The 21458-nt window shown below is 63.7% G+C and carries 19 protein-coding genes; 6 read left to right on the top strand and 13 right to left on the bottom strand.

The features are described from left to right. Nucleotides 1-39: 39 nt before the first annotated feature. Nucleotides 40-2106: an ATP-dependent DNA helicase RecG gene (gene recG, locus RUGAMON1_RS16255; RefSeq protein ID WP_445231476.1), complete on the top strand. Its 2067-nt coding sequence runs from the start codon at nt 40-42 to the stop codon at nt 2104-2106. 209 nt (nt 2107-2315) lie between these two features. Here recG and RUGAMON1_RS16250 read toward each other — a convergent pair whose 3' ends face one another. The 4 genes from RUGAMON1_RS16250 to pyrC form a co-directional block, all read right to left on the bottom strand. Next, a complete protein-coding gene (locus tag RUGAMON1_RS16250; protein WP_445231475.1) occupies nt 2316-3530 on the bottom strand; it encodes an MFS transporter in 1215 nt (404 codons plus the stop codon). A 70-nt stretch (nt 3531-3600) separates the two neighbouring features. After that, nucleotides 3601-4596: a Gfo/Idh/MocA family protein gene (locus tag RUGAMON1_RS16245; RefSeq protein ID WP_445231474.1), complete on the bottom strand. Its 996-nt coding sequence runs from the start codon at nt 4594-4596 to the stop codon at nt 3601-3603. Between the two features lie 45 nt (nt 4597-4641). Then, complete coding sequence (locus RUGAMON1_RS16240) at nt 4642-5439, bottom strand: DUF3025 domain-containing protein (RefSeq protein ID WP_445231473.1); 798 nt, start codon at nt 5437-5439, stop codon at nt 4642-4644. Between the two features lie 3 nt (nt 5440-5442). After that, a complete protein-coding gene (gene pyrC, locus RUGAMON1_RS16235) occupies nt 5443-6495 on the bottom strand; it encodes a dihydroorotase (RefSeq protein WP_332856348.1) in 1053 nt (350 codons plus the stop codon). Nucleotides 6496-6611: 116 nt separating this feature from the next. On the opposite strand from pyrC, the gene RUGAMON1_RS16230 reads away from it, so the two are divergent. After that, on the top strand, nt 6612-6854 hold the full coding sequence (locus RUGAMON1_RS16230) for a type II toxin-antitoxin system Phd/YefM family antitoxin (protein WP_445231472.1): 243 nt from the start codon (nt 6612-6614) through the stop codon (nt 6852-6854). After that, the gene (locus RUGAMON1_RS16225; RefSeq protein WP_445231471.1) at nt 6851-7114 is read left to right on the top strand and encodes a Txe/YoeB family addiction module toxin; all 264 of its coding nucleotides are present in this window, start codon (nt 6851-6853) and stop codon (nt 7112-7114) included. Before RUGAMON1_RS16230 ends, RUGAMON1_RS16225 begins: the two co-directional genes overlap by 4 nt. A 13-nt stretch (nt 7115-7127) precedes the next feature. Here RUGAMON1_RS16225 and RUGAMON1_RS16220 read toward each other — a convergent pair whose 3' ends face one another. Continuing rightward, entirely contained in the window at nt 7128-9113 is a 1986-nt protein-coding gene (locus RUGAMON1_RS16220) for an oxidoreductase (protein ID WP_445231470.1), read from the bottom strand. Between the two features lie 104 nt (nt 9114-9217). Here RUGAMON1_RS16220 and RUGAMON1_RS16215 point away from each other — a divergent pair, with 104 nt between their 5' ends. Then, nucleotides 9218-10120 (top strand): LysR family transcriptional regulator, encoded by a 903-nt coding sequence (locus tag RUGAMON1_RS16215; RefSeq protein ID WP_445231469.1) that lies wholly within the window; start codon nt 9218-9220, stop codon nt 10118-10120. A 15-nt stretch (nt 10121-10135) separates the two neighbouring features. Here RUGAMON1_RS16215 and RUGAMON1_RS16210 read toward each other — a convergent pair whose 3' ends face one another. The 5 genes from RUGAMON1_RS16210 to RUGAMON1_RS16190 are packed head-to-tail and all read right to left on the bottom strand — an operon-like array spanning nt 10136 to nt 14721. Continuing rightward, nucleotides 10136-11563 (bottom strand): amidohydrolase family protein, encoded by a 1428-nt coding sequence (locus RUGAMON1_RS16210; RefSeq protein ID WP_445231468.1) that lies wholly within the window; start codon nt 11561-11563, stop codon nt 10136-10138. Between the two features lie 56 nt (nt 11564-11619). Next, nucleotides 11620-12312 (bottom strand): amino acid ABC transporter permease, encoded by a 693-nt coding sequence (locus RUGAMON1_RS16205; RefSeq protein WP_445231467.1) that lies wholly within the window; start codon nt 12310-12312, stop codon nt 11620-11622. Then, entirely contained in the window at nt 12312-13043 is a 732-nt protein-coding gene (locus RUGAMON1_RS16200) for an amino acid ABC transporter permease (RefSeq protein WP_445231466.1), read from the bottom strand. Before RUGAMON1_RS16200 ends, RUGAMON1_RS16205 begins: the two co-directional genes overlap by 1 nt. Continuing rightward, on the bottom strand, nt 13040-13948 hold the full coding sequence (locus RUGAMON1_RS16195; protein WP_445231465.1) for an amino acid ABC transporter substrate-binding protein: 909 nt from the start codon (nt 13946-13948) through the stop codon (nt 13040-13042). The genes RUGAMON1_RS16200 and RUGAMON1_RS16195 overlap by 4 nt, the downstream gene beginning before the upstream one ends. A gap of 47 nt (nt 13949-13995) precedes the next feature. Further along, on the bottom strand, nt 13996-14721 hold the full coding sequence (locus tag RUGAMON1_RS16190; RefSeq protein WP_445231464.1) for an amino acid ABC transporter ATP-binding protein: 726 nt from the start codon (nt 14719-14721) through the stop codon (nt 13996-13998). Between the two features lie 168 nt (nt 14722-14889). On the opposite strand from RUGAMON1_RS16190, the gene RUGAMON1_RS16185 reads away from it, so the two are divergent. After that, the gene (locus RUGAMON1_RS16185) at nt 14890-16152 is read left to right on the top strand and encodes a dicarboxylate/amino acid:cation symporter (protein WP_445231463.1); all 1263 of its coding nucleotides are present in this window, start codon (nt 14890-14892) and stop codon (nt 16150-16152) included. Between the two features lie 47 nt (nt 16153-16199). On the opposite strand, the gene RUGAMON1_RS16180 is transcribed toward RUGAMON1_RS16185, so the two are convergent. Continuing rightward, a complete protein-coding gene (locus RUGAMON1_RS16180; protein ID WP_445231462.1) occupies nt 16200-16400 on the bottom strand; it encodes a hypothetical protein in 201 nt (66 codons plus the stop codon). A 175-nt stretch (nt 16401-16575) separates the two neighbouring features. Here RUGAMON1_RS16180 and RUGAMON1_RS16175 point away from each other — a divergent pair, with 175 nt between their 5' ends. Continuing rightward, on the top strand, nt 16576-18150 hold the full coding sequence (locus RUGAMON1_RS16175; protein WP_445231461.1) for a family 43 glycosylhydrolase: 1575 nt from the start codon (nt 16576-16578) through the stop codon (nt 18148-18150). Here the strand turns inward: RUGAMON1_RS16175 and RUGAMON1_RS16170 are convergent. Both RUGAMON1_RS16170 and RUGAMON1_RS16165 read right to left on the bottom strand, forming a co-directional pair. Further along, nucleotides 18147-19565 (bottom strand): M20/M25/M40 family metallo-hydrolase, encoded by a 1419-nt coding sequence (locus RUGAMON1_RS16170; RefSeq protein WP_445231460.1) that lies wholly within the window; start codon nt 19563-19565, stop codon nt 18147-18149. The genes RUGAMON1_RS16175 and RUGAMON1_RS16170 overlap by 4 nt on opposite strands. A gap of 14 nt (nt 19566-19579) precedes the next feature. Continuing rightward, nucleotides 19580-21439: an ABCB family ABC transporter ATP-binding protein/permease gene (locus tag RUGAMON1_RS16165; protein WP_445231459.1), complete on the bottom strand. Its 1860-nt coding sequence runs from the start codon at nt 21437-21439 to the stop codon at nt 19580-19582. Nucleotides 21440-21458 lie beyond the last annotated feature (19 nt).

Genomic DNA, 21458 nt, shown 5'->3' with positions numbered 1-21458 from the left:
ACCCTCTATTTTACGCTAGTGCCCGAAAAACGCTCCAATATGCCTGTTTCAACCTCCAAAACCGTCAAGAAGACAGTCAGCCCGGAAGCCAAGCTGGCCAAGCTGGGCCTGCACACCGATATGGACCTGGTGCTGCACCTGCCCATGCGCTACGAGGACGAAACCCAGGTCATCACCATCGAAGAGGCCCGCCTGCACGGCGGCGAGACCTCGCAGGTCGAGGGTTTGGTGGTCAAAAATGAAATCACCTACAAGCCGCGCAAGCAGCTGCTGGTGCATATCGCCGACGAGACGGGCGATTTGCAGCTGCGCTTCATGAATTTCTACGGCAGCCAGGTCAAGCAGCTGGCCGAGGGCACGCGGGTGCGCGCGCGCGGCGAGCTGAAACACGGCTTCTTCGGCGCCGAGATGGTGCACCCGGCCTACAAGGTGGTCAACGAAGGCGCGCCGCTGCCGACTTCCCTGACGCCGGTGTATCCATCGGGCGAAGGCCTGTCGCAGCCGATACTGCGGCGCGCCATCGGCGATGCGATGAAGCGGGTCGACTGGACCGACACGCTGCCGGAGCAGTTGCGCGCGCAGATGCAGCTGTCCGACTTCGAGCCTTCGGTGAAACTGCTGCACTATCCGCCGCAGCAGGTGGACGAGCACGCGCTGCTCGACCGTTCGCATCCGGCGTGGACCCGCATGAAGTTCGACGAACTGCTGGCGCAGCAGCTGTCGCTCAAGCGCGCGCAGCGTGCGCGCCGCTCCAAGGGCGCGGCGGCGCTGACCGTCATCGGTGCGCTGTCAGAAAGCTTCCAGGCCGCGCTTCCGTTCAAGCTGACCGGCGCGCAGCAGCGCGTGCTGAACGAAATCCGCGCCGACCTGCGCCATCCGTATCCGATGCAGCGGCTGTTGCAGGGCGACGTCGGTAGCGGCAAGACGGTGGTATCGGCGCTGGCGGCCGCGCAGGCGATCGACAGCGGCTACCAGGCCGCACTGATGGCGCCGACCGAAATCCTCGCCGACCAGCACTTCCGCAAGATCGCCGCGTGGATGGAGCCGTTGGGCGTCAAGGTCGCGTGGCTGACGGGCAGTTTGAAGAAAAAGGAAAAGCTGGCCGCGTATGCGCTGATCGAATCGGGCGAGGCGCAGCTGGTGATCGGCACGCATGCGTTGATCCAGGAGGCTGTGAACTTCGCCAACCTGGGGCTGGTGATCGTCGACGAGCAGCACCGCTTCGGCGTGGGCCAGCGCCTGACCTTGCGCAACAAGGGTGTCGAGGGCGCCGTCCCGCACCAGCTGATGATGTCGGCCACGCCGATTCCGCGCACGCTGGCGATGACCTACTACGCCGACCTGGAAGTATCGGTAATCGACGAACTTCCGCCGGGCCGCAGCCCGATCGTCACGCGTGCCATCGACCAGAATCGTCGCGATGAAGTGATCGAGCGCGTACATGCCGCCGCGCTGGAAGGACGACAGATTTACTGGGTATGTCCGCTGATCGAGGAATCGGAAGCGCTGCAACTGCAAACCGCGACCGACACGCACGCGCTGCTGGCCGAAGCGCTGCCGGACCTGAACGTGGGCCTGGTGCACGGCCGCCTCAAACCGGCCGAGAAGCAGTCCGTCATGGACGCCTTCAGCGCCAACGAGATGCAGGTGCTGGTCGCCACTACCGTGATCGAAGTGGGCGTGGACGTGCCGAATGCATCGCTGATGGTGATCGAGCATGCGGAGCGTTTCGGCCTGTCGCAGCTGCACCAGCTGCGTGGACGCGTGGGACGGGGCTCGGCGGCGTCGGTGTGCCTGCTGCTGTACCAAAGCCCACTGGGAGGCGTCGCCAAGCAGCGCCTGATGACGATGCGCGAAACCACCGACGGCTTCGAGATAGCGCGCCGCGATTTGGAGATCCGCGGCCCCGGCGAATTCCTCGGCGCCCGCCAGTCCGGCCAGGCGATGCTGCGCTTTGCCGATCTGGAAACGGACGGCTGGCTGGTGGACCAGGCGCGCGACGTCGCCCACGACCTGCTGCACGCCAACACCCCCGAAAAAGCCGCCACCGTCGAAGCCCATCTGGCCCGCTGGCTAGGCGGCCGCGAAGAGTTCCTCAAAGTCTAGCTGGGGTCAAGTCTGACATTCGGACACGAGCCCAGCCGTAACGACCGCTAAGGCAGAGGCCGTGTCCGAATGTCAGACTTGACCCCAATGTTAAAAGCACAGGTAGAAGCGGTTGGCGAGGTCCAGCAGGAAGTCTGGCGTCAGGTAGGCCATGAACACCAGCGCCAGCACCACCGCGCTGGCCGCGCGCAGCAGCCAGGTTTTCATCGCTAGGCCGCCTTCAAGGCGCCGCGCTCGATGGCGCGCTCGTTGATCGGCAGATTGATCAAGCCCGCCATGATGCTCAACCCAATCGCGATGCCCCAGACGATGTCGTAGCTGCCCAGCTTCGCAAACAGGTAGCCGGCCAACCACACGCCGATGAAACTACCCACCTGGTGCGAGAAGAACACCACGCCCGCCAGCATCGACATGTGCTTGACGCCGAAGATGCCGGCGATGATGCCGTTCGTCAGCGGCACCGTCGACAGCCAGATGAATCCTATCGCCGCCGCAAACACGTACACCGAATACGGCGTCAACGGCGCCAGCAGGAACAGGCCGATGACAACGGCGCGCGTAAAGTAGATCGATGACAGCAGGTAGCGTTTAGGGAAGCGTCCACCCAACTTGCCCGCATAGTAGGAACCGAAGATATTGAACAAGCCAATCAACGCCAGCGCCATCACCGCCACGCCCGGACTGGCGATGCCTTTGTCCTTCAGGTACGCCGGCATGTGCACGCCGATGAACACCAGCTGGAAGCCGCACACGAAATAGCCCGCCACCAGGAACAGGAAGGATCGGTTGCCCACCGCTTCACTCATCGCCTCGCGCACGCTTTGCTGCGGACCGCTATGCTCCACCGCCGGCTCGCGCAGGTGGAAGGACATCGGTATCATCAGCAGCACCACCAGCCCGGCCAACAAATAGAAGGCATTCTGCCAGCCCACCGCCGATATCAGTTGCTGCTCGACCGGCATCATCAGGAACTGGCCGAAGGAACTGGCGGCACCGGAGATGCCGAACGCCCACGAGCGCTTTTCCATCGGCGCCACCCGGCCGATGATGCCGCTGACCGCGCCGAACGCGGTGCACGCCAGCCCCAGGCCGATGAAGATGCCGGAGCCGATCACGAACAAGGCGGGCTGCGTCACCAGCGCCATCCACACCAGCCCCGCCATGTAGCTGACCGCGCCCACCAGCACCACGCGCATGGTGCCGAAACGATCCGCCGCCATGCCGGCGAACGGGCCGAACGCGCCCCACAACAGGTTCTGCAAGGCCAGCGCCAGCGAATAGGTTTCACGTGTCCAGCCGTTCGCTTGCGAGATGGGCTGCATCCAGAAGCCGAAGCCGTGGCGCACGCCCATCGCCAGCGTCAGGACCACGCCGCTGGCCAGCAGGACTGTTTTCAGTGAGGGAGTGCGGGTGGCGACGAACATGATAGGGACCTGATTGTGGAAACGATATCTGTCGATTCTAACCAGTTCCCACCGCCCGCGCTTGAAGGCCTTAGACGTCGAAGGTGTATTTCAGACCGATCTGCGCGCGGATGTCGTCCAGCGTACCCATGATGGACAGCGTTTCTTCGTGCGGCATCACCGGACTTTCGATCAAGCCGGCGCGGATGCAGCGCCCCACTTCCTGCGCCTCATGGGTATAGCCATTTCCGCTGCGTGGCAGGTTGATGGTGCGCTCGCTGCGCGAGGCGCCGTCCACCAGCGTCACGGTGATGGTCTCGGTGTTGTGGAAGCGGTCATGCAGGCGCAGGAAGCCCTTCGTGCCCGAGATGGTCAGCTCGGTCGGCGTGCGCGAACGCAGGCTGCATGCGCACGACGACACGCCGCCGTCCTTGTGCATCAGCGTGAACGCGGTCTGCACGTCGACGCCGGTGGCGCCCATCTCCGCCTGCGCCTTCACGCCCGTCACCGGGCCGAGGAAGAACGACGCCATCGACAAGGGATAAATGCCCAGGTCCAGCAATGCGCCACCGCCCAGTTCAGGCGCGAACAGGCGATGCTCCGGTCCCACATCCGCGGTAAAGCCGAAGTCCGCGCTGACGTTGGCCGGCACGCCGATCTCGCCGCTGTCGACGATGCGCTTGGCCTCCACCACGGCCGGCATGAAGCGCGTCCACATCGCCTCCATGACGAACAGCTTTTTCTGGCGCGCCAGGTTGATGATGTCCTCGGCCTGGCGACGGTTCATGGTGAACGACTTCTCCACCAGCACGCCCTTGCCGCCGTGGAGGCACATCAGCGCGTTCTCGTGGTGCATGGGGTGCGGCGTGCCGATGTAGATGACGTCGACCTCGGGATCGTCCGCCAACGCCTGGTAGCTGCCGTGGAAACGCTCCGCGCCATGTTCGACACCGAACTTGGTAGCGCTATCTACACTGCGTGAAGCAACGGCGGCCAGCTTGGCGCCGGGCGTGTCCTGCAAGGCGATGGCGAAAGCCTTGGCGATCTTGCCGGTGCCGAGTATCCCCCAGCGAATTACCTGCGTCATGGCGTGCTCTTTCTGCCGCATCGGCGGCGAAGTCGGTTAAAAAATCTATTTTACCGCTGGTGCGCGTTTGGGACGGAACACCGTTGCGTCGCTGTAGAAAGCGTCGTCCTGTTCCGGCCACCAGCCCGGCACGCCCAGCGCCTGCATCGGCGTGAAGTCGGCGGTGCTGAGGCCATGCTCGGCCAGATCCCGCGCCACCCTGGCGTCGATCCAATGACGGCGGGCGTCGTGGTCCATGGCGAAAAAATCGTCGCCGGCCACCACCACGCGGGTGTGCGCGGTGATCGCCTTGCGTGGTGCGACCAGCTTCTCCATCAACGCGTGGCCGAACAGCCATACCTGCGCGTCCGGCCCGAAGCTGGCGCGCTGCTCGATAAAGGCTGCGCGCCATTGATGGTCGCGCAGCGCAGCCGTCAGCGCATGGCCGGCGGCGTTGTCGCGTACTACGAGCAAGGCTGCGTTCTCGTCGAAGATGGTGGCGCCGTCACGCGCGGGGCCACGCGATTTGCCAACGCCGTCGCGTTCGATCTGCGCCGCCTGCAAGGCGTTCAGCTGCACTTTGATGCGCGGGAAGCTAAGCCACACAAGGCCGTTGAAGAAGTCGTGCAGGTTATCGCGCGTGGGCACGCCGCCGGTGGCGCCGATGAAGGCTTCGTAGGCTGTGCCGTCAGGCAGCGACTCCTGCGGCACGAAAGAGATGGGCAAATCCAGATGATTGCGCAAGCCCAGTGCTGCGGCTTGCGCGTTGAACGTATCCATGAAGGGCACGTCCGCTGACAGCTGGCCGGCCGCTGTGCGGACCGAGTCGTACCAGGGACGCGACCAGTCTATCGCTTGCAGCACTGCTTATACCATTTTCCAGTTGATGGTTTCGCCGGCGTTGAGCGGCACCACCTGCTGGTCCGCCAGCGGCAGGGTTTCCGGCAGCGTCCATTGCTCGCGCTTGAGGGTGATGGTGTCGGTGTTGCGCGGCAGGTTGTAGAAGGCCGGGCCGTTGAAGCTGGCGAAGGCTTCCAGCTTGTCCAGCGCGCCGGCGCGTTCGAAGGCTTCAGCGTACAGCTCCATCGCGTGCAGCGCGGTGTAGCAGCCGGCGCAGCCGCAAGCGGCTTCCTTGGCGCCCTGCGCGTGCGGCGCGGAGTCGGTGCCGAGGAAGAAGCGCTCGTCGCCGCTGGTGGCGGCGGTGACCAGCGCCAGGCGGTGTTCTTCGCGCTTCAGCACCGGCAGGCAGTAGTAGTGCGGACGGATGCCGCCCTTGAAGATGTCGTTGCGGTTGTACAGCAGGTGATGCGCGGTGATGGTCGCGGCGATCGGGCCTTCGGCTTCCGCCACGTACTGCGCGGCGTGCTTGGTGGTGATGTGTTCGAAGACGATGTTCAGCGCCGGGAAGTCGCGGCGCAGCGGGCGCATCACGCGCTCGATGAAGACGGCTTCGCGGTCGAACAGGTCGATGTCCTGGTCGGTGACTTCGCCGTGGACCAGGAAGGGCATGCCCACTTCCTGCATCATCTCCAGCGTCTTGTAGCAGTTGGACAGGTCGGTCACGCCGGCGTCCGAGTTGGTGGTGGCGCCGGCCGGATACAGCTTGACCGCGTGGACGATGCCGCTTTCCTGCGCGCGCAGGATCTCGTCCGGCGGCGTGTTGTTGGTCAGGTAGAGCGTCATCAGCGGCTCGAACTTCATGCCAGCCGGCAGGGCCGCCATGATGCGGTTGCGATAGGCTTCGGCGGCGGCGGTGGTGGTCACCGGCGGTTTCAGGTTGGGCATCACGATGGCACGGCCAAACTGGCGCGCGCTATGCGGCAGCACGCTGGCCAGGGTGGCGCCGTCGCGCAGGTGCAAATGCCAGTCGTCGGGACGGGCGATGGTGATGCTGTCTGGGGTGTGTTCGAGGTCGGACATGGCGGCGGGCTTTCAGGCTATCAATGGCGAATACCGCCATTTTACCCTCTTGCGCCGCTCGCTTGACAGTACGTACGTTAAGGCGTACGTTTTGATCACGCAACAAGGGAGCAGTCATGGATACCATCTCAGCCAGCGACGCGCGCGCGCGGCTCTATAACCTGATCGACGAAACCGCAGCCAGCCACATGCCAATCACGATCACCGGCAAGCGCAACGACGCGGTGCTTATCTCCGCCGATGACTGGCGTGCAATACAGGAAACGCTGTATTTACTGTCCGTGCCGGGAATGCGCGAGTCCATCCTTGCTGCCCGCGCCGAGCCGCTTGACGACAGCGATAAGGAATTGATCTGGTGAGCTGGCAACTGGTGTACTCCCACCAGGCTCAGAAAGATGCAAAGAAAGTTGCTGCAGCAGGAATGAAGCGGCAAGTGCAGGCACTTCTCGACCTACTGGCCAATGATCCTTTCGCGCGCCCGCCGCCTTTTGAAAAACTTGTCGGCGACCTGGCGGGCGCCTACTCGCGCAGGATCAACATACATCACCGCCTCGTCTATGAGGTTTTTCCGGATCAGCATGTTGTTCGCATCCTGCGCATGTGGACGCACTACGCATAGCGCAGCCGGATCCTTAGAAGCGAATCACCGTCTTTCCTGCGCCGTGGCCGGTTTTATTGCGCTCGATGGCGGCCGGCGCCTGTTCAGCGGTGACGACCTCCGAGACCACCACGGTCAACTCGCCGCTCGCAACCTGCGCCGCGATCCGCGCCAGCAGTGCGCCGTCGGGATGCATGGTGTTCCAGCTGCCGCGACGACCGTCCGGCACGCGCGCTGCGATGTCCGGCGCGGCGATGCTGACGATGCGGCCCTGCGGCGACAGCACTTGCCACGAGCGGTCCAGCGTTTCGCCGCCCACCAGATCGAACACCAGATCGACGTTCTTCGCCACGTCCTCGAAGCGTGTGGTTTTGTAGTCGATCACCTCATCGGCGCCAAGGCTGCGCAGCAGATCGGCATTGCGACCTTGTGCCGTGACCAGCACACGGGCGCCGGCCTGCTTGGCAAACTGCACGGCGTAGCTGCCGACACCGCCGGCGGCGCCATGGATCAGCACCGTCTCGCCTCGCTTGAGCAGGCCGGCCTCAAACAGCGACTGCCATGCCGTCATCGCGGCGACAGGAATGGCCGCGGCGGTGGCATCGTCAATCGCCGCAGGAATCAGCGCCAACTTCGATGCGGCCACCGTCACGTATGCGGCGTAGGCCCCCAAGCCGCTCAACGGTCCGAAAACACGGTCGCCGACAGCGTAACTTTGCACGTCGTTCCCAACCGCAGCCACCTCGCCGGCCAATTCAAGACCCAGCGTGGCGGGCAGCGGCAGCTGGAAAACGTCCTTGACCAGGCCATCGCGGATTTTCCAATCAAGGCCGTTGACGCCGGCGGCGACAACCCGCACCACCACCTCACCGGAACCTGGCTGCGGCATCGGCACTTCATCCCACTGCATTACCTCTACGCCGCCGTAGCCGTGAATGCGCAGCGCGCGGTTGGACGGGGCGTCAGCCAGCGCCGGATAATCGATATAGCCCTGCGCACCGGGCGCATAGAACAGCGCCGGATTCGGCGCGTTCAACGGAGCCTTCAGCTCGAAGCGGCGCGGCAGATCGGGATTGGCGAGGAAGGCGCTGCCGTAGGCGACAGCTTCGGCCTCGCCGTCCGCGATGCGCTGCTCGCCGGATTCGCGGGTCTGGCCGCCGCCCAGGATGTAGGCGCCTTTGAACAGGGGACGCAGCACGCCATGGTAGTCATATTCCGCCTTGAACTTGGCCACATGCAGATAGGCCAGATTTAGCGGCGCGAGCTTGCGCACCAGGTAGGTAAAGGTCTCCACCGGCGTCTCGTCCTTGATGTCGTTGAAGCCCATCTCCGGCGAGATCTTGATGCCGACGCGGTCGCTGCCAGCTTCTGAGATCATCGCATCGAGCACCTCAAGGATGAAGCGTGCGCGGTTGGGAAGCGAGCCGCCATACTGGTCGCCGCGCTGGTTGCTGCCCGACGACAGGAACTGTTCCGGCAGATAGCCCGACGCCGCATGCAGTTCAACGCCATCGAAGCCCGCCTCCAACGCGCGCCGCGTCGCCAGGCGGTATTCTTCCACGACGGCTGCCACTTCCGAAGTCTCCAGCGCACGTGGCGTGACGAAATCCGCCATGCCGTTGGCGGTGAAAGACTGCCCCGCAGGCTTGATGGCGGAAGGCGCCACCGGCAACGCGCCGCCAGGCAGCATGCTCGGATGCGAGATGCGGCCGGTATGCATCAGCTGCATGAAGATGCGGCCACCTTCGGCATGCACCGCCTCCGTCACCTTCTTCCATGCGGCCACTTGTTCGTCGCTGTAGATGCCCGGCGTGCGTACATAGCCCTTGCCCATCGCGCTGGGGAACACGCCTTCGGTGACGATCAGGCCGGCCGTGGCGCGCTGACGGTAGTAGGTGACGGCCAGTTCGGATTGCACGCCGTTCGCATCGTCGGCGCGCGAACGGGTCATTGGCGCCATCACCACGCGGTTGCGCAGGGTGTAACGGCCGATTTGCACTGCTGTCGATAAGGTGTTCATGGAAGCCTCGCTAAGTGAGTGAATGTGCAGCCATCATCCATTGATTCATCTTTGGGATAAATAGCTTAAAATGAAATCACTGATCCACTGATGGAGCAATCGAGATGTCACTCTTATCAAACATGGAATTGTTCGTGGCGGTCGCCAACGCCAGAGGGTTCCGGCGCGCAGCCGAGACGCTGGACATGCCCAACTCCACGCTGTCGCGCCGCATCTCGGAACTGGAAAAAGAAATCGGTGTGCGCTTGTTCCACCGCACCACCCGCAAGGTCGAGCTGACCGAGGCCGGCCAGGCTTACTTCCGCCGCTGCGAAAGCATCGTCGCCGAAGCGCGTATCGCGCACGAAGCGCTGCAGGAACTGGCCGAGCGCCCCAGCGGCACGCTGCGGGTATCGATGCCGGTGGACCTGGCGATCTCCTATCTGGCGCCATCGCTCAAGGCATTCGGCGAACAGTATCCGCAGATCGATTTTGAAATGGACCTCACGCCGCGCCGCGTCGACCTGGTGACCGACGGCTTCGATTGCGCGATCCGCATGGGCACACCGCCGCCGACGCCGTCGACGCTGATCGCCAGGCAGGTCGGCCTGCTGCCGCGCTATCTGTACGCGTCACCGGCATATCTACGTGGCGCGCCGCCGCTGAAACATCCCGACGACCTGGCGAACCACCAGTGCATGATCCAGTTCCCCGGCGGAGGCAAGGCGCAGTGGACGCTGTCCTCCCGCAAAAAGACAGCGACCGTCGACGTCAGCGGCCGCTACACAGCCAACAACGTCAGCATGTGCAAGAAGATGGCGACACTGGGTATGGGGATAGCGGTTTCCGCCGGCCCCGAGGCGCTGGAGGAACTGGAACGCGGCCAGTTGCAGCGCGTGCTGCCGGAATGGGACTTCGCGCCGATACCCGTGTATGCGATCATCGAATCGCGCCTGATCCCGTCGCGGGTAAGGTTGTTCATCGATTTCGTGCAGGCCAGCTTGAGGGGATACTCCACGCCCCTGTAGACGCGGAGCCCGTCCTTACTGGGCCGCGACCCAGGCCTTGGTTTCGGCCAGCATCTTGTCGAGGCGCGCGCGGTCGTAGACCTGGCCACGGCTGACCACCGTGCGGATCTTGCGGGTGGCGGCGATGTCTTGCAGCGGATTAGCATCCAGCACCAGCAGGTCGGCCGTCTTGCCGGCTTCCAGGCTGCCGTAGCGGTCCAGGTGGCCGAGGAAGCGCGGGCCGTTGATCACGGCCGTCCGCAAGGCCTGCACCGGCGTCAGGCCGTATTGCACGTACAGGCCGATTTCGTCATGCAGCGCCTGGCCCGGATAGTCATAGGAATTCAAAAAGCCCGCATCGGTGCCGGCGATGATGCTGACGCCTTCCTGCGCCAACAGCGGCAGCAGCGAGGCCGACTTCTCGAACGTCGCCTTGCGCAGCGCGATCGCCTCGGCGTTGTCCTGCGCCGCTCGCTGCACGCGCCAGTCGTAGGTGGCGCGCAGGCCTTTGCCGATGTACTGCAAGGCCGAATCGTGCGAGTGATCGTCGCGGTCCAGGTAGGCCACCACGCGCGATACCGACAGCGTCGGCACCACCGCCGTGCCCTTGGAGGCCATGTAGCGGAACGAGGCGCGCGCGGTCGGCTCGTCGTAGGTGGCCAGGCTCTGCTTCATGGCTTCCTTGCCGGTCAGTGTGCCGGCCGCCACTTGTGCGGTCAACTCGGCCTCCTTCGGCGTCGAAGAGCGCAGCAGGTAGGATTGATGCTCCACCGTGCCCAGCCCCGCATCGAACATCTGCGCCAGCGTCAGTTGCACCGGAACGTGGCCGGAAGTGCGCATGCCGCGCTCCCTGGCCTGGCGCAGCGCCTCCAGGTAGATCTCCGGCTTCAGCGTGTTCTCGGTGATTTTGACGAAGTCCACCTTCTGCGCCTGCAAGCCGTCCAGCGCCTTGCTCACCTCTTCCGGCGTACCGACTTCGATGGTGCCCTTCCACAGCGGCTTGTAGCCTTCCAGCTTGGCGCCGGAGGTGAAGATGGTCGGCCCTTCCAGTTGGCCGGCCTTGATCTGGTCGCGCCAGGCCAGCACGGTATCCGGCAGGTCGCCGGAGCAGTCGCGCACGGCGGTGATACCGTTGGCGAGGTACAGCGCCAACAGATGCTTGTTCTCTTCGATCAGGGCCGGGCCGCCGCCGAAGTGCACGTGCGTGTCCCACAGGCCCGGCATCAGGTATTTGCCCGGCAGGCGGATGGTCCGCTTGGCGGCGTAGCCGGACAGCTGGCGGTCGTCGACCACGGCGACGATGGTGTCGCCCTTCAGCAGCACCGACTTGCCCTTGACGGCCTTGCCGCCCGCGACATCGATCAGCGTGGCCTTGGTCAGCACCAGGTCGACAGCGATTTTGTCAGCGGCATGCGCGCTGGCGAGAAGGCCAAGCGCCAGCATGGCGCCTGCTATTTTCTTCATGGATGGCATGCGATGTCCCCGTTTATACGATGCAGTGGCGAGGATACTACCAGAGCCTAGCGCATGATGGCGACACGCTTTTGCAGCTGCCTTGCCAGCCATGAAAGCAGGCAGCACAACACAAGGTAAACCAGTGCCACGAAGGTGTACATTTCCACAAGCCGGCCGTCGCGCTGCGCCACTTTGCTGGCCGCGCCAACGAAATCCGGCACCGACAGCACATACACCAGCGACACGTCCTGGAACAGCACGATGGTCTGCGTCAGCAGCACCGGCAGCATGTTGCGGAACGCCTGCGGCAGCACGATGCGGCCCATCACCTGCCAGTAGTTCAGTCCCAGCGCCTGCGCCGCCAGCACCTGCCCGCGCGGGATGGCCTGTATGCCGCCGCGCATGATCTCGCAGTAGTACGCGGCCTGGAACAAGGTGAAGGTAATCAGCGCCGACCAGAACGTGCCGACCTTGACCGGCTCCACCGCGCCGATCACCCACGCGGCGACGTAGGGCACCAAAAAATAAAACCAGAAAATCACCAGCATCAGCGGCACCGCGCGGATCAGGTTGACGTAGGCGGCGGCCACCAGCGCCAAAGGCTTGAAGCTGGCCATGCGGCCCAGCGCCAGCAAAGTGCCCAGCGCCACGCCGCCCATCATCGACAGCACCGTCAGCTCCAGCGTGAACGCCATGCCAACCTGGAACAGATAGACCCAAGAGCGGCCGATGACGTCGAAGTCGAACTGCGCGAACATCAGCGCGCTCCCAATGTGCCGGGCAGCGCCAGCCGCCGTTCCAGCACCCGCATGGCGGCGATCACCACCAGGTTGGCGAGAACGTAGATCAGCGTAGCGGCGGAAAACGCTTCGAACACCTGGAACGAAAACTCCTGGATCGCGCGGGCACTGGCGGTCAGCTCCATCAGGCCGATGGTTAGCGCGACGGAACTGTTCTTGATGATGTTGAGGAATTCGCTGGTCAGCGGCGGCAGGATGATGCGCAGCGCCAGCGGCAGCAGCACGAAGCGATAAGTCTGCGGCAGCTCCAGGCCCAGCGCCAACGCCGCCAGACGCTGCCCGCCGGCCAGCGCCTGGATGCCCGCCGTGACCTGCACCGCCACCCGCGCCGAAGTGAAGAAGCCGAGGCACGCCACGGCTGTGATGAACGGCGCGTTCGGCAGCGTCTTCAGCCAGGCGCCGGCCGTCGGCGGCAGCAGCTCGGGCGCGACAAAGAACCACAGGAACATCTGCACCAGCAGCGGCACGTTGCGGAACACTTCAACATAGCCAGTGCCGAGCAGCGGCAGCACGCGTCCCGGCAGCGTGCGCAGCGCGCCGACCGCGAAACCCAGCAACAGCGCCATCAGCCAGCCGGCCAGCGAGGTCGCCAGCGTCCAGGCCAGGCCGGACATCAGCGTATCCCAATAGGTATGGACGCCGTCCGGCGACAGTTCGCCGAAAATGCGCCAGTTCCAGTGGTAGTTCATCGCGCGCCGTAGGCGGCGGGATCAGGCGAATCGGTGGGCTTGGCGATGACGGCCTTGAGCTGCTCCGGCATCGGGAAGTTCAGATTGATGCCCTTGGGCGGGATCGGACTCTGGAACCACTTCTGGTAAAGCTTGGGGAACTCCGCCGACTGGTAGACCTGCACCAGCGCCGCATCCACCACGGCTTTGAAGGCCGGATCATCGCGCCGCATCATGATCCCGTAGGGTTCGACCGACAAGGCCTCCTTGCCGATCACGTACTCGCCGGGATTGCGCGCGCTGGCCACCTGGCTGGCCAGCAGGATATCGTCATTGGCCTCGGCGGCCGCGCGGCCGGTCTCCATCATGAGGAACGATTCCGGATGATCCTTGCCGACCACGATGTTCATGCCCAGTTGCTTCTCGGCGTTCAGCATGGTCATCTGCTTGAGGGTGGTGGTGCCGGCGGTGGCCACCAGGGTCTTGCCCTTCATGTCGGCCAGGCTGTTGATGTTCGATGATTTCTTCGACAGCAGCCGGCTGCCGATCACGAACATGGTCGGCGCGAACGCCACTTGCTTCTGGCGCTCCGCGTTGTTGGTGGTAGAGCCGCATTCGAGGTCGATGGTGCCGTTTGCCATCAGCGGGATGCGGTTGGCGGAGGTGACCGGATTCATCGCCACCTTGACCGGCATGCCCAGATGCTTCTGCACCGCCGCGACGATCTTCATGCACAGGTCGACCGAATAACCCTGGTACTGCTGCTTGTCGTCGAGGTAGGAGAAGGGAATCGAGCCGTCGCGCACGCCGAGCGTGATGGCGCCGGTGCGCTTGATCTTGGCCAGCGTGCCGCCGGCTTCCTGCGCTGTGGCCTGGCCACCGAGACAGGCCAGGGTCAAAAGTATGAGTACCCGCGGTAATGACATGATTCCTCCCTAAGCAGAAAAAATGTACCGAGCGTCAAACTTGCCAGTTAGTGGATGATCCTCGCGAGGAAATCGCGCGCGCGCTCGGAACGCGGCGCACCGAAGAACTCATCCTTGCTGCAGTCTTCCAGGATGCTGCCCTTGTCCATGAAGACCACCCGGTTCGCCACCTTTTTGGCGAAGCCCATTTCATGCGTCACCACCATCATGGTCATGCCCTCTTGCGCCAGGCCGACCATCACATCGAGCACTTCGTTGATCATCTCCGGATCCAGCGCCGAAGTCGGCTCGTCGAACAGCATCGCGATCGGGTCCATCGCCAGCGCGCGGGCGATCGCCACGCGCTGCTGCTGGCCGCCGGACAGCTGGTTCGGATACTTGTCCTGCTGCGCCAGCAGGCCGACCCGGTCCAGGTATTGCAGGCCGCGCGCGTTGGCCTCGTCCTCGCTGCGGCCCAGCACCTTGATCTGTCCCAGGGTCAGATTCTGGCGCACCGACAGATGCGGGAACAATTCAAAATTCTGGAACACCATGCCGATGCGGGCCCGCAGCTTGGGCAAGTCCGTGCCTTTGGCGCCGACCGAGACGCCGTCGACCAGGATCTCGCCCTGCTGGAACGGCTCCAGCCCGTTGACGGTCTTGATCAGCGTCGACTTGCCCGAGCCGGACGGCCCGCATATCACCATCACATCGCCTTTGGCAACGTTGGTGTTGCAATCGGCCAATACCTGGAACTGGCCGTACCATTTATTCAGATTTTTTATCGCGATCATATATACTGCGGAACTTGCTTAATGTTTCATCAGCTTACAAGGCTAACATTGGCAGGATCATACCCCCACATAGAGGGGAAATGACATTATTTTGTATTAGATTGTGCTACCGCAGACTACCCTGCGTCGGCCTGCGTCCGAAGAGACACTACCACGGGAATTCAGAACATGCAGAAAAAAAGCCGATTGACCACCTACATACTCGTCGCACTGGCGCTGGGTATCTTTGCCGGCTACCTGGCGAACCTCAACCTGGCCAAGCCGGTCGAGTATGCGGACTATATGTCGCTGATCACCACGCTGTTCCTGCGACTGATCAAGATGATCATCGCACCGCTGGTGTTTTCGACGCTGGTGTGCGGCATCGCCAAGATGGGCGATGCCTCGGAAGTGGGCCGCATCGGCATCAAGACGCTGGGCTGGTTCTTCATCGCTTCGGTGATGTCGCTGAGCCTGGGCCTGGTGCTGGTGAACCTGTTCCGCCCGGGCGACGCACTGCTCGGCCACATGGCCGCCACCACCGCCAAGGTCGACATCGTCACCTCGGGCCTGACGCTGAAGGAATTCGTCACCCACCTGGTGCCGGCTTCCATCGTTGAAGGCATGAGCAAGAACGAGATCCTGCAGATCGTGATCTTCTCGCTGTTCTTCGGTTCGGCCGCAGCGGCCGTCGGCGAAAAGGCCAACGTCATGGTCAACGCGCTGGACGGCGTGGCGCACGTGATGCTGAAGGTCACCGGCTACGTGATGCAGTTCGCGCCGATCGCCGTGTTTGCGGCGGTGTCCGGCGTGATCGCCAAAAGCGGCCTGGGCGTGCTGCAGACCTACGGCGTCTTCATGGCCGAGTTCTACCTCGGCATCGCGCTGCTGTGGATTCTGCTGATCGTCATCGGCTTCCTGTTCCTCAAGGGCCGCATCTTCTCGCTGCTGAAGGAGCTGCGCAGCCCCGTGCTGCTGGCCTTCTCGACCGCGTCGAGCGAAGCGGCTTATCCGAAGACGCTGGAAGGCCTGGAGCGCTTCGGTGTGCGCAACCGCATCGCCGCCTTCGTGCTGCCGATCGGCTATTCGTTCAACCTGGACGGCTCGATGATGTACTGCACCTTCGCCACCGTGTTCATCGCCCAGGCTTACGGCATCGAGATGTCGCTGGGCCAGCAGATGACCATGATGATGGTGCTGATGCTGACTTCCAAGGGCATGGCCGGCGTACCGCGCGCCTCGCTGGTGGTGATCGCCGCGACGCTGGGCCAGTTCAACATTCCGGAAGCGGGCATGCTGCTGTTGCTGGGTATCGACCACTTCCTGGACATGGCGCGCTCCGCCACCAACGTCATCGGCAACGGTGTCGCCACGGCGGTGGTCGCCAAGTGGGAGGGCGAGCTGGTCGACCCGCTCAAGAACTTAGAAGTAGCGGACGCACCGCTGCAATAAGCGGCGCGACCAAGCAAAAGGCCACCTCGCGGTGGCCTTTTTTTTCGTCACAGCCAAGTGCGCTTGCCCTCAGGCTTGGCACCCATCTCGCGCAATCTGCGCCGCAAACGCGCATTGTCCACCAGGGCAGAAACCAGCGTCACCAATATGATGACGTTGAAAGCCTCGCTGCCGAAAAACCTGAAGAACAGCGCCGCGCCGCCTGCGCAAAGCAAACCGGCAATCAATAGCATCAAACCATCTTTCATGGGCCTCTCCTCGCAATCTCCCGATGACACATCATAATGCGTCCTGCGCGACCTCACCGCAAGCAACCGCAGTCCCACTTGCGCGGAATCATTATTCGACTTGGTGAGATTTGCAATTGCGCCGGCCGGGGCGCTGATGCACCATCTACGCACATTTTGCATAGATGGAGACAGCATGACATCATCCCGGCGCGCGGCGCTGAAAACGATATTGGCTGGCGCCGCAGCCGCGCCGCAACTGGCACGCGCGATGGAACCGAAATGGGGGCGCGGCATCGAAGGCCAGCGCAAGGCGGACCTGGGCAATGGCACCTACCTCAATCCCATCCTGTCCGGCGACCATCCCGATCCCACCATCCTCAAGGACGGCGACGATTACTACATGACGTTTTCGTCCTTCCTGTCCTACCCCGGCATCATCCTCTGGCACTCGCGCGACCTGGTGAACTGGGAGCCGATCGGCCCGGCGCTGACCCAGCCGATTGGCAGCGTCTGGGCCATGGACCTCGTCAAGTACCACGGCCGCTACTTCATCTACATCCCCGCCACCCCGAACAGCAAAGGCACCATCTTTGTCATCTGGGCCGACAACATCAGGGGCCCGTGGAGCGATCCGATCGACCTGCACATCGACGCCATCGATCCCGGCCACGCGGTCGGCGAGGACGGCAAGCGCTACCTGTTCGTCAACGGCGTGCGCCGCATCGGCCTGACCGACGATGGCCTGGCGACCGTCGGCGCGCTCGAAAAAGTCTATGAACCATGGCGCTATCCTTCCGACTGGGTGGTGGAGATGTTCGCCCCCGAAGGACCGAAGCTGTTGCGCCGCAACGGCTGGTTTTACCTGGTGCTGGCGGTCGGCGGCACCTCCGGCCCGCCGACCAGCCACATGGTGATCGCCGCACGCTCACGGTCCATCCATGGGCCGTGGGAGAACTGCCCTCAGAATCCGCTGGTGCGCACCAGGAGCGCCGAGGAACGATGGTGGTCGCGCGGCCACGCCACGCTGGTCGAAGGTCCGGCCGGCGACTGGTGGATGGTCTACCACGGCTACGAGAACGGCTACCGCACCCTCGGCCGCCAGGCGCTGCTCGAACCGATCGAATGGACGGCGGACGGCTGGTTCAAGCCCAAGGGTGGCGACCTGTCGTCGCCGCTGCCGATGCCGAAGAAAGGCACAGCCGTTCAAGCAGGCTTCGCCAAATCGGACGACTTCACGAAAAACAAATTCGGCGTGCAGTGGTGCTTCTTCAATCCGGGACCGGACGAGATGAAGCGTGTGCGCTTTGAACAGGGCTCGATCAACATCGCGGGCAAAGGCACATCGCCGGCCGACTGCTCGCCACTATCCTGCATCGTCGGCGACCACGCCTACGAAGCCAGCGTCACGCTGGAGATCAGCGGCGCAGGCCATGGCGGCCTGCTACTGCACTACAACGAGCGCATGTTTGTCGGCATCGGCTTCAGCGCCACGCACATGCTGACCTACCAGTACGCCAGCGAACAAAGTTGGATGCGCGAAGCCGTGAGGGCCTCCACGGTGCGCATCCGCGTCAGGAACGACCGCCACATCGTGACCTTCTTCTACGCGCTGGACGACGGCAAATGGATACAGCACCCGTGGCAGATGGAGACCTCCGGCATGCACCACAACGTCTTCGGCGGCTTCCTTAGTTTGCAGCCGGCGGTGTACAGCGCCGGCGAAGGCGCTGTACACATGCGGGACTTCCAGTACCGCGCGCTGGCCTAGTTCTGGCCGGCGTAGACCTTCACCAGGTCGTACAGGAAGGTGCGACCTTCCATCAGCGACTGCACGCCGATGTATTCGTTCAGGCCGTGGATATTGCCCAGGTCCGGCGTCAGGAAGATGCCGCTGATGCCGTAGGTTGGAATGCCGGCCGCGTTCAGGAACTGGCCGTCGGTGGCGCCCGATTGCAGGATCGGCAGCACCGGCACGCCGGGCCACATCTTCGCGGTCAGCTTTTCAACCGGCTCCATGATGGCGCGCGTCAGCTCCGGCGGCGCTGAATTCTCGCCACGGATCTCCAGCGTCTCCACCTTCACCGCCGGATCGTTGATCGCCTTGACCAGCGCCTCGCGCACCGTCTCCTGCGTCACGCCGGGGAAGATGCGGCAGTTGATGTTGGCGCGTGCGCGCTGCGGCAAAGCGTTGGTGGCGTGGCCGGCGTCCAGCATGGTCGCCACGCAGGTCGTGTGCAGCATCGCGCCCCAGCTGGTGTCGCGGCCCGAGACCAGCGCCACCGCCTTGGCGTCCTTCGGATTCTTCACCACAGCCAGCATCGCCGCCGCCACGTCCTTATGGCCTTCGGCCGCCTGGATCTTCGACATGCCGGTCAGGTAGCCACGGCTGCCGTCGGCCAGCTGGATCGGGAAGGTGTAGCCTTCGATCTTCTTCAGCGCGCCGGCCAGGTGGTAGATCGCATTGTCCTTTTGCGGACGCGAGCTGTGGCCGCCGCGATTGGTCACTTCCAGCCGGTAGTTCTGCGACACCTTCTCGCCCGCCTGCACCGTCATCGATACGCGCTTGCCGGCAGCATCGAGCTCGCCGCCCGCGCCTTCGTTGATGGCGAAACCGGCGTCGATCAGTTCGCGGCGGTTCTTGGTCAGCCACTCGGCGCCGTTGAAGGCGCCGCCGGTCTCCTCGCCGCAGGTCAGCGCCATCTTCAGCGTGTGGCGCGGCACATAGCCTTCGGTCTTGAAGCGTACCAGCGTGTCGGCCCAGATGGCCGCCTGCGCCTTGTCGTCCAGCGCGCCGCGCGCGTAGAACTTGCCGTCTTCCTCGATCAGCGTGAACGGATCGCGCACCCAGTCCTCACGCTTGGCCTCGACCACGTCAATGTGCGCCAGCAGCAGGATGGCTTTCGCCTTCGGATCGCTGCCCGGCAGGACCGCCACCAGGCCGCCCTCCTTCGGATGCGCAGGATCGGCGAACAGGTGCAGCTGGGAGTCGGCGAAACCCGCCGTCTTCAATCGCGCGGCGATGCGCTCGGCGGCCAGCGTGCAGCTGCCCGCGGACAGCGTGGTATTGGTTTCGACCAGCTCCTTGTACAGGGCGCGGAACTGCGGTTCCGTAGGGTCGGCATACGCATTCTGAACACAAGCCATCAAGACAGTTACCGCACCCAGCGCAAAACGAGACTTCATAGTCGCTTCCTTAGTTAGACTGCATCCACGACGTCGTCGGGGGACGACGCCAATTCTTCATCGGCCTTGGCCTGCTGCCGTTGCCACATCTGCGCGTACAGGCCGTCCGCCGCCAGCAGCGACTGGTGCGTGCCGCGTTCGACGATGCGGCCGTGGTCCAGCACCAGGATCTGCTGCGCGTCCGCCACCGTGGACAGGCGGTGCGCGATCACCATCGTCGTGCGGCTCTTGGCGATTTCCTTCAACTGCGCCTGGATCGCCTGTTCGGCCTTGGAGTCCAGCGCGGACGTGGCTTCGTCGAAGATCAGGATGGCGGGATTTTTCAACAGCGTGCGGGCGATCGCCACGCGCTGCTTCTCGCCGCCGGAAAGTTTGAGACCGCGCTCGCCGACCATGGTGGCGTAGCCGTCCGGCAGGCTGTCGATGAAGTCGTGGATGGAGGCCGCGCGCGCCGCCGCCACGATCTGCTCCTTGGTCGCGCCGGGCTGGCCGTAGGCGATGTTGTATTCGATGGTGTCGTTGAACAGCACCGTATCCTGCGGCACGATGCCGATCGCGTGGCGCAGCGTGTCCTGCGTAACGGTGCGCAGGTCCTGTCCGTCGATGGTGATGCCGCCGGCGTTGACTTCGTAGAAGCGGAACAGCAACCGCGACAAGGTCGACTTGCCCGAACCACTGTGGCCCACCACCGCCGTCGTCGTGCCCGGAGCGATGGTGAAGTCCACGTCGAACAGGATCTGGCGCTTGGCTTCGTAGCTGAAGTCCACGTGGTTGAAGCGCACCTGCGCGCCATGCGTGATCAGCGGCTGCGCGTCCGGCGAGTCGGCCACTTCGCGGTTCTGGTCCAGCAGCGAGAACAGCTTCTCCATGTCGGCCAGGCTTTGCTTGATCTCGCGGTAGATCACGCCGAGGAAGTTGAGCGGTATGTACAACTGGATCATGAAGGAGTTCACCAGCACCAGGTCACCCAGCGTCATCTTGCCGTCGATGACGCCTTGCGTGGCGCGCCACAGGATCAGCGTAACGGCGGTGGCGATGATCAGCGACTGTCCGGTGTTCAGCAGCGACAGCGACGTCTGCGATTTGACGGCGGCCGATTCGTAGCGCTGCAAGCCTTCGTCATAGCGACGCGCTTCGTAGTCTTCGTTGCCGAAGTACTTGACGGTCTCGTAGTTGATCAGCGAATCGATGGCCTTGGTGTTGGCCTTCGAATCCAGCTCGTTCATGGTGCGGCGGAAGTGCGTGCGCCAGTCGGTGACGAAGATGGTGAACGAGATGTACGTCACCAGCGCGACGAAGGTGATCACCGAGAACCAGATGTCGTAGTGCGTGACGAGGTAGCCCAGCACCAGCGTGATCTCCACCAGCGTCGGCAGGATGTTGAACAGCGTGTAGGAGATCAGCGAACCGACGGCGCGCGTGCCGCGTTCGATGTCGCGCGTCATGCCGCCGGTCTGGCGGTTCAGGTGGAAGCGCAGCGACAGCGCGTGCAGATGGCGGAACACCTGCAGCGCGATGGTGCGCACCGCGCGCTGCGTGACGCGCGCGAACAGGAACTCGCGCAGCTCGGTGAACAAGGTGGTCGACACACGCAGTACGCCGTAGGCCACCAGCGCTCCAAGCGGCAGCACCAGCAGCGCCTGTGGATGCGAGGGCGAGATGCTCAGGCTGTCGATCAGGCGCTTCATCACGACCGGCACGCCGACGTTGGCCAGCTTGGCGCCGATCAGGCAGCCCAACGCCAGCAGCACGCGCCATTTGTAGACCCACAGGTAAGGGAAGAGTGTTTTCAGCGTCGCCATGTCGCTGCGCGCAGGGGCGGCGTTGCTGGCGTCGGCTGGCGGGGTGTTCGGGGAGTACGTAGTACGTCGCATGGCGGATATCGGCTTTTTA

It is taken from the genome of Duganella rhizosphaerae (assembly GCF_040364205.1).
Lineage (GTDB): Bacteria > Pseudomonadota > Gammaproteobacteria > Burkholderiales > Burkholderiaceae_D > Rugamonas > Rugamonas rhizosphaerae.
This window is presented reverse-complemented; position numbering and strand designations above follow the sequence as displayed.

What these genes read in the sequence shown, in the direction of transcription:
- recG (WP_445231476.1), top strand. Translation starts at nt 40, where the DNA reads ATGCCTGTTTCAACCTCCAAAACCGTCAAGAAGACAGTCAGCCCGGAA.
- RUGAMON1_RS16250 (WP_445231475.1), bottom strand. Translation starts at nt 3,530, where the DNA reads ATGTTCGTCGCCACCCGCACTCCCTCACTGAAAACAGTCCTGCTGGCC.
- RUGAMON1_RS16245 (WP_445231474.1), bottom strand. Translation starts at nt 4,596, where the DNA reads ATGACGCAGGTAATTCGCTGGGGGATACTCGGCACCGGCAAGATCGCC.
- pyrC (WP_332856348.1), bottom strand. Translation starts at nt 6,495, where the DNA reads ATGTCCGACCTCGAACACACCCCAGACAGCATCACCATCGCCCGTCCC.
- RUGAMON1_RS16230 (WP_445231472.1), top strand. Translation starts at nt 6,612, where the DNA reads ATGGATACCATCTCAGCCAGCGACGCGCGCGCGCGGCTCTATAACCTG.
- RUGAMON1_RS16220 (WP_445231470.1), bottom strand. Translation starts at nt 9,113, where the DNA reads ATGAACACCTTATCGACAGCAGTGCAAATCGGCCGTTACACCCTGCGC.
- RUGAMON1_RS16215 (WP_445231469.1), top strand. Translation starts at nt 9,218, where the DNA reads ATGTCACTCTTATCAAACATGGAATTGTTCGTGGCGGTCGCCAACGCC.
- RUGAMON1_RS16210 (WP_445231468.1), bottom strand. Translation starts at nt 11,563, where the DNA reads ATGAAGAAAATAGCAGGCGCCATGCTGGCGCTTGGCCTTCTCGCCAGC.
- RUGAMON1_RS16205 (WP_445231467.1), bottom strand. Translation starts at nt 12,312, where the DNA reads ATGTTCGCGCAGTTCGACTTCGACGTCATCGGCCGCTCTTGGGTCTAT.
- RUGAMON1_RS16200 (WP_445231466.1), bottom strand. Translation starts at nt 13,043, where the DNA reads ATGAACTACCACTGGAACTGGCGCATTTTCGGCGAACTGTCGCCGGAC.
- RUGAMON1_RS16195 (WP_445231465.1), bottom strand. Translation starts at nt 13,948, where the DNA reads ATGTCATTACCGCGGGTACTCATACTTTTGACCCTGGCCTGTCTCGGT.
- RUGAMON1_RS16190 (WP_445231464.1), bottom strand. Translation starts at nt 14,721, where the DNA reads ATGATCGCGATAAAAAATCTGAATAAATGGTACGGCCAGTTCCAGGTA.
- RUGAMON1_RS16185 (WP_445231463.1), top strand. Translation starts at nt 14,890, where the DNA reads ATGCAGAAAAAAAGCCGATTGACCACCTACATACTCGTCGCACTGGCG.
- RUGAMON1_RS16180 (WP_445231462.1), bottom strand. Translation starts at nt 16,400, where the DNA reads ATGAAAGATGGTTTGATGCTATTGATTGCCGGTTTGCTTTGCGCAGGC.
- RUGAMON1_RS16175 (WP_445231461.1), top strand. Translation starts at nt 16,576, where the DNA reads ATGACATCATCCCGGCGCGCGGCGCTGAAAACGATATTGGCTGGCGCC.
- RUGAMON1_RS16170 (WP_445231460.1), bottom strand. Translation starts at nt 19,565, where the DNA reads ATGAAGTCTCGTTTTGCGCTGGGTGCGGTAACTGTCTTGATGGCTTGT.
- RUGAMON1_RS16165 (WP_445231459.1), bottom strand. Translation starts at nt 21,439, where the DNA reads ATGCGACGTACTACGTACTCCCCGAACACCCCGCCAGCCGACGCCAGC.